The 13,750-nt window shown below is 44.7% G+C and carries 1 protein-coding gene; it reads left to right on the forward strand.

The annotated features are described in order from the left end of the window. The first annotated feature begins 1 nt into the window (after window position 1). Window positions 2–13,741, forward strand: coding sequence for a T9SS type B sorting domain-containing protein (locus FGG15_RS12920; protein ID WP_138836867.1), 13,740 nt, complete (start codon window positions 2–4; stop codon window positions 13,739–13,741). Window positions 13,742–13,750: the final 9 nt, after the last annotated feature.

Raw genomic sequence — 13,750 nt, forward strand, 5'->3', positions numbered from 1 at the left:
AATGACCAATCGATTTTATAAAGTACTTCTAGGTGTCCTATGTCTTGTTGGCATAGGTTTCAACGCCGCAGCCCAAGAGGTTCCTTTTACACCGCGTCTTAACGATGGTGGAAACACCTATTTGAACATTAAGGGGGATTATACGTTTTTGTCCAACAGTGTAATGAACTCTGTTTCCAATGGCCATGACGTGAACACGCCTTATAACGGCAATGGGAGTAACAATAGCTTGCACGTAGAATATGTTGATATCGATTCCGATCCCTCAACCTTCAACTCCAGTAGTTCCACACTTGCGCTTCCTGCTTGTTCCCAAATTTATTGGGCAGGACTGTATTGGGCAGGAAACTATGATGTTGAGCGGGACGGAGACCACCGCAGTAGATATGAAAGCGGATATACAGATGACCCTAACCATTATGATGTTACCCAAGTAAAGTTAAGGGTGCCAGGAAGCGCCACCTACATAGACCTACAGGCCGACACAGCTGCCGATCCGGTTGGGGAAGAAGATGACATTATTGTAAACGGATACAATATCTTACCCAACGACCCCTATGTGTGTTACAAGAACGTAACCAACATTCTACAAGGCCTTGCCGACCCTACAGGTGACTATTTTGTAGGTAATGTTAGAGGCACAAGGGGTGCCACCACATATGGTTGTGCCGGATGGACCTTGGTTGTTATTTATGAAAACCCAACGCTTCCCGGAAAATATCTTTCTGTTTTTGATGGGTACGAAGGAATCACCACCCAATCTGGGAATTCAACCGCGGATATCACCGTGGCTGGTTTTAATACCATTCCCGTTGGACCAGTAAATGCCCGTATCGGTGTGAGTACTTTGGAGGGTGAAACTTCGCTTTCCGGAGATACTTTTGGTATTGTTTCCAACAGCAGCGCCACATTTACGGATATCTCAGACTCCGCTAACCCCAACAACAACTTTTTTAACTCCACAATTTCTGAAGACGGAGCCAATGTTACTACAAGGAATGTAAGCAGTACCAATGCCATTGGATTTGATTCTGATGTTTTTGATTTAAACAACCCAGGCAATAGTATCATTGATAATGGAGACACAAGCGCCACTCTTAGATTAGGGACAAGCGGGGATTGGTTTGCTTCGTTCTTGGTTACGTTTGCGGTAGAAATCATTGAGCCTACCATTGTCTTGGAAAAGAAGGTGGAAGATATAGGAGGTAATGACATCACGGGTTTAGGTGTTAACCTTGGACAGTATTTGGATTACGTGCTTTCATTTGTAAATACAGGAAATGATGATGCCACCAATTACACCATAAGAGATATTTTACCGGCCAACGTTACCTTGGATGAAACCACAGTTACAGTACCCGCCGGGGTCACATATACCTATGATGATGTTACTCGTGAGGTGGTGTTCAGCATACCTGATAATTTGGTGGAAGAAGGCGACCCTGTTTCAGAAATAAGAATGCGGGTCCAAGTAGCGGAGAACTGTTTTGACTTTATCGATGCTTGTACGGATATAATTGAGAACCTAGCCTACTCCACCTACGAAGGAGTTATCAATGCCAATCAAATTAGTGATGACCCCAGTGTATCCGATTTTGATGATTGTGGGTTTACCACTCCAGGAGCCACCAATTTTCTTTTGGACGACCTGTCCGCCTGTAACTTTACACGTACGGTAGAGTTGTGTGGTGCAGATGTACTTCTCGATGCTGGAGATAACTTTGATGCCTATATCTGGTATCTTGATGAAAATGGAAATAGTCTTATTGATGCAGGCGATACTGTAATAAATGATGGGGATCCGGATGGAGACCCCAGCACCTTTTTAGTAGATGCCCCGGGAACCTATATGGTGGACAAGCAAGTGGCAGATCCCTGTAAGGATTTTGCCGAAATCATCATTGTGGAATTGTTTTCAGCAGGTTCTGGACTTACCAACCCCATTACCACATTGATCAATGACACTTCCAATACCGTTGACGGTGAAATTGTTATCTGTCCCAACGATGGTGCCGAACTTCCAGAAGTTTTTCTTTGTGGACTCAACGACACAGAACTAATTCAGGTAAACATCCCAGATGCGGATAGTATTGATTGGGAACAATTGGACGCAACCTCTTGTGGCGCCTCAACCCCAGATTGTGCAAACACAGACAACTCTTGTACCTGGAATTCAGTGGGAACTGGAAATGATTTCTTGGCTGCCGATGCAGGACAATATAGGTTGGTCGTAAACTACCAAAATGGATGTTTTAGAAGATTCCATTTTAATATTTACAAAAACCCGTTAGACCCTCAATATACTTCTAGCGACATCATTTGTAATACCGATGGTAATATTACGGTGACCAATATGCCCATCGATTATGAATATCGGTTGATTGATCAATCCACAAGTACGGTATTGGTTCCTTACAGCTCCAACCCAAGTTTTGACATTACTTCAAATGGTGCTTACATGGTTGAAATGAGACAACAGGGTGTTACCGATGGTTGTGTGTTTGTTCTGGACAATATCGGAATCCTTGATCGCGATTTTCAAGTGGACATTGAAACCAAAGACACCGATTGTAATGGTTTGGGTGAAATTGAAATCTCCGTCTTAAACGTCGAAGCACAGTACTATTACGAAATATCTCAAGGAGGAACTATAGTAGACACTTTTGGTCCTTCCAACGACAATAACTACACCTTCTTAAACCTTAATGATGGGGTTTATGATGTCGAGGTTACAACAGACGATGGCTGTCTGCATAACGAACAGGTAACCATCAACGATGTTACCGATTTGGCCCTTACGGCCGTAACCACTAAAAACATCGATTGTACTCCCGGTGTCATCACCGTAACCGGTTCAGGTGGATTCCCAAACCCAAATTACAATTATGCCATATGGAGTTATAACGGTGTTGATTTGTATGCTAGCATAGGGGACATTCCTGGAAGCGCATATCAACAAGCCAATGATTTTACATTTGTCAACGGGGAAGAGGGCGATTACAAATTTGTGGTTGTTGATGGCAACAACTGTTCTTTTATCTCAAATACGGCAACCATTGTCATTGCACCTTCAGTGGTTTACACAACCGCAGCCACCGATGAAACTTGTTTTGGAATCGAAGATGGAACCTTCGCTGTCAACGTAACCAATTCAAATGGATACAGTTTATCCTATACCTTGACATACCCGGATACCTCTACCGCAACAAACACCTCTGGATTGTTCACTGGCTTACCACAAGGTTCCTATTCTTTGGACATTACCCAAACCCAAGGAGCTGTTTCCTGTGATTTTACAGAAACTTTCACCATAGGCGGGCCAACTTCCGGTATTTCGGGCGATGCAGTATTGATACAAGACTACACCTGTCTACAAGACGGGATTATAGAAGCTCAAAATGTAGTTGGGGGAACCGCTCCTTATGAATATAGCATTGACGGGGTCAATTTCTTTAGCGGAGTTGGGGCAGAGCGATTCTCCAACCTAACCAACGGAAACTATGCCATTACAATTAGAGATGCCAACAACTGTACATTTGTTACAAACACCATAACTTTTGGCCCATTAAATCCTCCCTCGGACTTAACCTTTTCTGCTAGCACTCCCAACTGTCCTGCACTAACGTCTGATGTGACGGTGACCGTTGTTGACGGAAACACGCCTTTCGTTTTTGAGATTACAGCGCCCGCACCTATTGCGGCCACCTCTATCTCTGGGAACACCGCAGATTTTGATGGGCTTGCTCCTGGCACCTACACTTTCAGGGTAACAGACAATAAAGGGTGCGTATACGACGAATCCTTTACAATTGATCCTGTTTCACAAATCTCTGTGGTTGGGAACTTGGTGAGCAACATTACCTGTATTAACGATACCGATGGTGAAGTCGATTTCATTGTTTCCGATTTCAATACTGACTATGATTATTCTGTAACCGGCCCAGCAAATTTCTCTGGAACTAACCAAACTGGTGGAACAATTTCCTTAACAGGATTGGATGATGGTACGTATACAATAGTTGTAACCGACAATCTCACAAATTGTACGGCTACTACAGATGTTGCTGTGAACGCTCCTGCAGCAGCCTTGACATTAAGCGCTTCAGAAGTTCAACCAACCTGTATTACGGATGGAAATGTGACGCTTTCCTCTACCGGCGGATGGGGGGGCAATACATTTGTGCTTACCAATCCAGATACATCAACATTTGGTACAAACAGCACGGGAGTATTTAACAATCTAACCCAAACCGGAACCTATAGCGCAACAGTAACTGATGCAAATGGTTGTGTGGTCAATACCACCTTTACACTAAACGCTGCCGTTCCTCCAGTTCTTGCCATTGTTCCCAATGACACCTGTTATGATGATGCTGTTGGATTGACATTAACGGCTAACGTAACTTCTGGTGGCGATGGTAATTATCAGTATAGCTTAAACGGGGGTGCTGCACAAGCAAGCAATGTATTTGCCGGATTGACCTCGGGAACCTATACCATTGAGGTTAGGGACGGGAACAACTGTACCGACACAGCATCCATAACTATTAACCCAGAATTGAGCGTAACTGCAACCGCAAGCAATATTACTGCTTGTGCAACGGACACTGATGTAAACATTGTTGCTGCTGGTGGAGATGGAAATTATGTATATGCTGTCGTTGCCGATGGTGTAGTTCCAACAGCAGGTGATTTTGCAGCTACTAATCCAGTGACAGTTACTGGAGCGGGGGATTACGACGTATACGTCCGCGATAATAATGGTGCGGCTGGATTCTGTGAAGCCTCATTCGACATCAACATTGTCCAAGATGCGCCCTTGGTAATTACGCCAAGTTTTACGCCTGTAAGCTGTTTCGGCGGTTCAGACGGAACCATATCATTGGTTGCTTCTGGAGGAGAAGCTCCTTACCTATATAGTATTGACAACGGAACCAACTACCAGGTTTCTGGCAACTTCATCAATCTAGCCCAGGGAACATATAATTTAAGAATTAGAGACGCGAACAATTGTGAAGCCACGGGTACGGTAACCGTTACTGAGCCTAATCAATTGGTGGCCGAGGCACAACAGACCCAAAACTATACTTGTTTACAATTGGGGCAAATTTCCGTAGGAAGCGTTACCCCTACCACTGGTGGCTCTGGGGATTTCCAATATAATATTAATGGAGGGCCTTGGACAGCTTCTACGACAGGAGGTCATGTCTTTACTGGCTTAACCGACGGAACCTATACCATTCAGGTGCGGGATGCCAATGAAATTGGCTGCTTTATTACCCTTCCAGATGTAATTATAGCTCCACTCCCTGTAGAACCTACGTTGACCACTTCTGTGGCTTACAACTGTGATGGCACGGGGGATATCACCATTCTGCCCAACGACCCAACGTACAGCTATAGCCTTAACGGAGGTACTGCCCAAGCAAGCAATGTGTTTACTGGGGTAGCTGTTGGGACACATACCATTGATGTAAATTATGGTAGTGATTGTGTTACCCAGACCGCGGTAACCGGGGAACCAGGAAACGCCTTTACCGCAAACATAACTGCATTCTCTGACATCAGCTGTAATGCAGGAACTGACGGTTCTATCACTTTTGAAATAGAAAATTTTGATGCTGTCAATGGTTTTGAATACCAAGTAAATGGTGGAGGTTTTTCTGCTCCTCAGACCACAAGCCCAATTACCCTTAATGGACTTGCTGCTGGCGCCTATGCCATCGAAGTAAGGGATGTGTTGGATAACACTTGTACCATAACTCTCAACCAAAACTTATCCGAACCCGCTTCCGTAGTTACCACAGCTTCCATTACCAGTGTGTTGACTTGTACCAACGGAGGGGCGACAATTACGGCCTCCGCTACTGGTGGAACACCAGCATTTGAGTATCAGTTGGAAGATAATATTGGAACGATCTTGACGGCTTACCAAAGCTCCAACGTGTTCACTGGGCTTGCGGCGGGCGATTATATAGTTAGGGCTAGGGACACAAATTTATGTGAAGACCCCATCGATGCAGCTTTAACCGTGGTTACTCCAACACCAATTACCTTTACCTCCACACCAACGGCATGTTATAGTGGAAGCAACGATGGAACCATCCAAGTAGATGTTACCGCTGGAAATGGAGATTACCAGTTTAGCCTAAATGGCGGGCCATGGATTACCCCAACACCAGCCAATGCAACAACACACACCTTTACTACTTTGGCTGCTGGTAACTATACCATAAATGTTAGGGATGGGTTCGGGTGTACAGGAACCTTGCAAAATATTACCATAAACGATGCCCTGATAGCCACTGTTGATGTGGTTGATATCAGTACCTGTGCAAATGGTAGTATTACTGTAACTGCATCTGGTGGAGTTCCCAATTTGGAATACGCATTCGTGCCAACCACCACCAGTCCGACAGGTCTGTTCACCACAACCAACACCTTTACGGTAACAGTCGGCAATGATGGTGACTACGATGTTTATGTTAGGGATAATTCGGCTACAGTGCCTTTCTGTGAATTCATGGAAACGGTGACCGTTAACCCAGCAACTCCGCTAACCATTACCAGCACCCCAACCGACCCAGAATGTCATGACGGTTTTGGTTCCATTCAAGTTGATATAACTTCAGGAATTGCCCCTTATACTATCCAAATTATTGATTTGGACAATGGCGGTGTGGGCAACGTAACGGATACCAATGTGTTGGTAACCAGCAGAACTTATTTCAATTTGCTGTCTGGTGACTATACCATCAATGTTACAGATGCTACAGGATGTTTGGTGACAGATACACCCGTAAATATTGCCAATCCTGATGAGTTGACTGCTACGATTTCAGGTGTGACTCCGGCCACATGTACTGGAGATCCCAATGATTTTGGTTTTCAATTTACTGCATACCCAACTACTTTGGGCACTATTCAGTTTAGTGATGATGGAGGTGCTACGTGGACTGCAGGTGACAACTCTGTGCCCGGAACCACTGATGTGATTACTGGATATAATTCTGGAGATATTGTTAATCCTTCCATGAGAACCGTGGATGGTTTGGGCAATACGGTTTGTCAAACCGATTTCCCTCCATTTTTGATTCCTTATCCATTGGATGATTTGGATATTACCATTTCGGCCTTGGTCGTAAACTGTAATGAACTTCAGGTTACGGTTCAAGGGTCTGAGGGTGCTCCAGGCTATGAATATGCCTATTCTGACGATCCCAACAATTTTAATCCTGGAACCGCTACATGGTTCCCGGGTGACAGTGTGGACAATCTTGGTAATCCTGTGACCGCAGGTCATGGTAGATACATTTGGACTGGACTAGTGCCTGGACGAACTTATCTATTCTATGTAAGGGATAGTGGTGGATGCGTTAGACAAAGTAATGTGAACGTTAATGACTTGATCACAATTCCTTTGGAAATTACTTCCGCCATTACTCCATCTTGTAGCGGAGCCAATAATGGAAGTATTACATATACAGTAACTGATAACCAGGCTCCATTTGGAACAGAATTTAGATGGACGGTTTATGATATGACCACAGGTGTTCCTGTTGCGGTGGCCAATAGTGGTGGAAATGTTCCTTATACATCGCCACAAAATGTAACTGTTACTGGTTTGGGCGCAGGAAACTACTTCATTGAGGTAGTTGAGGTTGACGGTGGTTTGGACAGTTGTGTGGGCGCAACCGAAAATGAACTTTTGGATGAGCTTGATCCTTTGACTGGAACCCCAGTTGTCTTGCAGAACATTAGCTGTGACAACCCCGGTTTAATTCAGGTTCAAAACCCTCTTGGTGGCGGTGGAACCTACACCTATACGGTAACGGGGCCTGTTCCATTTGTAACTATTACATCTACTTCAGATAATCCAATCGAGATACCGGCCAACTCTCCAGCTGGAAACTATCATGTTACTATTGAAGATCAATATGGTTGTTCTACTCCTTTGGGTAACGTTGCCTTGACCTTGACCCCAGACCCAACCATTGATTCCACCAATGTGGATAACTGTTCTGACCCAGCAACGGTCACTATAAATGCGACAAGTGGTGCTGCGCAGATATTCTATTCTTTGGATGGGGGAACTACGTATTTGGATAATGGAGGTATTTTCAACAACGTTGCTGCCGGAACCTACAATATTTCAATTCTAGATAGTAACGGATGTACCGATACTGACTTGGTGACCGTGCATCCTGTTTTGGAGGTAGACGTTGCCTTGACCAAATTATTGGATTGTTCCGTTAGCCCGGATGCTGAAATAACTATTGAGGTCCTTGCGGGATCTGGTGATTATGACTATCAAATTACGGATGGCACTGGTACGGTAGTCGCAAGAACGGCACTTCCATCGAATCCGTTTGTGTTTAGCACAACAACAGTTGAAAATTATACAATAACGGTATTCGACAACCTAACATCAACACCTTGTACCAGGGTGTTTAATATCCCGGTTGCTCCAGCTTTGATGCCTTCCTTCAACATTACCTCAACGGCAGATGTTAGCTGTAATGGAAATGATGATGGAACCATAGATGTTGCGGCCGTTGATAACGGTACTGGTCCGTTCACTTTTGAAATTATTTCTGGACCCGGTAGTTCGGCCACCTTCCCATTGGCGCCAACAACTAGCAATGCCACTACGGCATCCTTCACTGGGCTTGAGGGAACTGCAGCTGGAATCACCTATACCATAGAAATCACAGCGGCCAATGGGTGTGCCTCAACGCAGACTCAGACCATTACCCAACCGGATGTGTTGTCCAATATAAACACAACTGTGGTAGAGTTCGGTTGTACAACCGGAAACAATATGAACAACGCCACAATCACTGTTGATACGGCGTCTATAACTGGAGGTAGCGGAAATTATGTGACCTATGAGTTCATTGACGATCAGGGAACCGTTCCTACAGGGGATGATGTTGTGGTTCAAGTGGGCCCAAGCAATGTGTACACCGAAACCAATACGGCTGGTGGTAGCTATATCATCAATGTTTATGATGACAATGGTTGTGTTGGAACGGTGACAGAAAACATTGCTCCATTTGATGAACTTGTTTCCGCCAGTATCGCCATAGATGCTGCCGCAACTTGCTTAGCTGGCGAAGATATTACCATCACCGCCAACGGATCCATAACCAATTCTGGAACAACTCCTGCCAATTATGAGTTCAGGTTGTTGCCTGCCGGAATTTTCCAAGCCTCAGGAAGTTTCACTGGTTTGGCCGTGGGCACACATAATTTTGAAGTTAGAAATGTGGTTACAGGATGTGTCTTGGCCACTTCGCATACGGTAGCCGATCCAGAGATATTGGATTTGGTTGTCGTAAGCACCACCAACATTACTTGCTTCGGAGACACCAACGGAGCAGTGGAACTTGATTTGCAGGATGCATTGGCAGTAACCTATGCAAGTGCCACTACCTACACCTTGTACTACGACATTAACAATACCCCAGGTAATTTGGCAGATGATGTTGTTACCGCTGGCGGCGATGCCGATGGTAATTTCAACATTACAGGTTTGGCCGCAGGTAATTACTATATTGAAGTGACGGACACCAATCCTCCTGGTTCTGTATGTGTTTATGCAGAGTCTTTCACAATTGCCGGACCAAGCGTGGGCATTTCCGCCAACACCCAGGTCACAGAAGTTACTTGTGCGCTTAACGACGGTATAATTGAAGTTATAAATCCAGCCGGAGGTTGGGGAGGCTACACCTATTTCGTTGACTTGGCTTCAAACCCTGCGCCTACCTTCCCTGGTAGTTATCAAGTTTCTCCACAGTTCGCTGGCTTGGCCGGTGGTGCTGGAGCAGGAACGGATTATCAGGTTTGGGTTGCTGACGTGAATGGGTGCGAATTCCAATTGCCCAATGTAAATCTGGTAGACCCACTCCCAATAACCGCGACTTTACAAATCAACCAGGAAAACTGTACTGCACTTCAGGGTGAAATTGAAGTGGTAGGAACAGCTGGAGGACAGGGAAACAACTACACCTACCAATTAATCAGAAATGGCAGCAATGTAGGTTCGCCTCAAACAAGTCCAATTTTCTCTGGTCTTGGAGAAGGTTCCTACGAAGTACTTATTGCCGATCAATGGTCGTGTACAACCACGATTGGTCCAGAGGTCTTAATCGAAACCATGTCTGCTACGGCAACAGTGGTTAAACCAATGGATTGTACGGTAGATCCGGGTGGTCATATCACCATAAATGTAACTGGCGGTTCCGCCAACCTTACGTATGATGTGCTGTTCCCAGATGCAATAACAACAGCAAACAATACTACAGGTGTATTTACTGGCCTCACCCAGGCCGGAACATATACTTTCACCATTACTGATGGGGATACAGTAACCCCTTGTACTGTAGTATTGACCCAGGATTTGGATGCTCCAGTAACACCAATTATTGACGATGTGGTTATGGCCCCAGTGAGCTGTAATGGAGGTTCAGATGGTAGCTTGACCGTGGTTTTGGATCCTGCTACGGTGGCAAATCCTGTATATACCTATGAGCTATACGAAATCACAAACTTGGCAGTCCCATACAGGGTAGCACAAGCAAGCAATGTCTTTGACAATCTGCCTCAAGGTGATTATAGAGCCCGAGTTATTTCTGGTAGGTCTTGTGATGATTTCTTTGATCAGACTGTTACCGAGCCTACGGTACTAAATGTTTCTGCTTCGGCTACTGCATTTGTGTGTAACGCAAGCAACGCAGTTAACACCTCAACAATTACCGTAACAGCTTCTGGTGGAACAGGTCCATATCTGTATAGTATAGATAACGTAAATTTCCAAGCTTCCAACACTTTTGATGTTGTGGATACCGGAGTTGTCCAAAATATTACAGCTTATGTAACCGATGCCAACTCTTGTGCCCAAACAGCAGTTGTGGCTCCAATTCAGCCTATCAATGTATTCACAGCTGCGGTTACACAAAACATCGGTATTACCTGTGCCAATCCTGAAGAGGTTTTGGTTACCGTTACGGATGATGGAAATCCAGCTAACACTTATACATTTGAGTTGTTGCCAGTTGGAAACCCAGCGGGTACTTTGACGGCAACTCCAACCAATGTAACAGCAACCTTCGAGTTGACACAGCCTGGTAGTTATACATTCAGAATTACGGACAATGCTACAGGCTGTTACGTGGATACGGTTCCTTATGATATCGCTCCATACGATACCATTGATGTGGTGGCTACGCCAACGGCGCCTGCCGTTTGTTTTGGTGACACCAACGGTGCGTTGGAAATCAATGTGACCGGATATACTGGAGCTTATGACTATGAAGTTTTCAACTCCGATGGAACCACAACAGGGGTAACAGGATCAGCAAATACAAGTACGAATCCATTGCCAATTGCAGGATTCCCAGGAGGTAACTATTATGTGCGTGTTACCCAAACTGCCAATCCATTATGCGTTGAGGATTCCAATACAATAACCATAGCATCTCCAGATATGGCCTTGGCCGCAACACCAATTGAGGTGGCCAATGTGACCTGTGCCAATAATTTAGGAGAAATAGAAGTGTCACCTACAGGAGGTTTCGCCCCATATGATATCCAATTGACCAACACTACTACCGCTCAGGTATACAATGTGTCCAATGTAGTCAGCTTTGTGTTCCAGGGCTTGTCTGCCGGTCTTTTCGATGTAGAAATTACCGATACTGCTGGTTGTACAATCAATGAGCCTATTACATTGACACAGCCAACGCCAATTACGGCCGATATAGATGCCACGCCAACCACATTAGTGTGTTACGGAGATACTAATGCAACTGTAACAGCTATAAACGTATTAAATGGTAGAGGGGTTTATCTGTACGAATTAAACACCTATGACTCAACAGGAACTACTATTGTTTCAACTACTGGAGCGCAAGGGAATCCGGTTTTCAACAACCTTGGAGCTGGAATCTACAGCATTACTGTTTCTGACGGATGGAGTTGCGATGTAGAGACCGTTCAGGTTACCATTTCCGAGCCTGTCGAGGTCATGGCCAATTTGATTCAGCTTTCACAATTGACATGTACTGCCCAAGCACAAATTGAGCTAACGGCTGCTGGAGGAACAGGGCCTTACGAGTTCAGTTCGGATGGGGTGCTGTATACCAATATGTCTGGAGGAAACACTCATACATTTACCGTTCCCGCTGGTGCATACCAATACTACGTTAGGGATGCCTTTGGCTGTGAGGCCATGATTTCAAATCAAGTGACCGTTGATCCTATCATTCCATTGGATGTGGTTATTGATGACAGTGCAGCGACTATTAACTGTACGGGAGAAGCCTCGGCAACCATAAGGGCCACGGCAATTGGTGGTCTTGGTAACTATTCCTATGAATTATTTACTGATGCAGGTCTGACGAATTCTGTAGCTGGACCACAAAATGATGGCGAATTCAGCGGATTGATTGCCGGAACATACTTTGTGAACGTAATCAGCATGGATTGTCAGGTAACCAGTACGGCTATCAATATTACTGATCCTGCACCCCTACAGATTGACCGACAAGAATCCACGGACGTAACTTGTTCTGGATTGGATGATGGTACAATTACGGTAGAAGTATCTGGTGGAACCGGTGAAATTTTCTATGCCATCACCCCTAACTTGGATCAATTTGATACAGAAGGAACTTTCGAAGATTTAGCACCTGGTATCTATGATGTAATAGCACAAGATAGAAATGGATGTTTCGAAACTTTCCAGTTTGAAATCCTACAACCAGAACCTATCCAGGCTCAGGCCATCAATGTAATGCACGAAGTTTGCTTCAACAGTGCTGACGGTTCCTTTGAATTGGACATCACGGGAGGTACTGCTCCTTATTTCTCCAGTTTGAACTCGAATGCCGATACGGATTATGTTCAAGATCAAATCTTGTTCCAGAACCTTCCTGCGGGAATGCATGTAGTGTTCGTAAGAGATGCACAAGGTTGTGAAACCAACATTATTGTAGAAATCAACCCTGGAGTTAACCTTGCCGCAGAAGTTACACCAATTTATGAGTGTGATGGAAATCTGCCAACAAACCGTTTGGATATTGTCTTTGAGGATACCTCCGTCATTTCAGATGTGATGTACGCCATTGATTCCACGGACCCTGCGGATTTACAATTGACATCCGACTTTATGAACATTGCGCCAGGTGATCATTTCTTGACCATCGCGCATGCGAACGGATGTATCAATACCATCGATTTCAGCATTACTGGATTTGAGCCATTGACCTTGGTGTTGGAGAACAACAACATTAATGAAATAACGGCCGTAGCCGAAGGAGGTCTGGAAGACTATACCTTCATTTTTGATGGTGTGGATAATGGAACGGAAAACACTTACATTATCAATAGAACAGACACCTATACCGTTACGGTTATTGACCAAAACGGATGTGAGGTGACCATGGAAATTTATATGGAATTCATTGATATTGAGGTGCCTGACTTCTTTACTCCGGATGGTGATGGAATGAACGACAACTGGTTGCCAGACAATCTTGAAGCCTTCCCTAACGTACTAATGATCATTTTTGATCGTTATGGTAGAGAGCTCTATCGTATGCGTTATGGCGATGCCGGATGGAACGGAATCTACAATAACAGTGAGCTTCCAACTGGAGATTACTGGTACATCATCAAGCTCCAAGGCGAGAATGATGACCGTGAATTGGTTGGACACTTTACCCTATATCGAAATTGATCCTTTAAC

Source organism: Flagellimonas algicola (genome assembly GCF_005937185.1).
GTDB classification, from domain to species: Bacteria; Bacteroidota; Bacteroidia; order Flavobacteriales; family Flavobacteriaceae; genus Flagellimonas; species Flagellimonas algicola.

Bases quoted from the DNA above. Each gene is read 5' to 3' on its own strand.
- FGG15_RS12920 (WP_138836867.1), top strand. From the start codon at position 2: ATGACCAATCGATTTTATAAAGTACTTCTAGGTGTCCTATGTCTTGTT.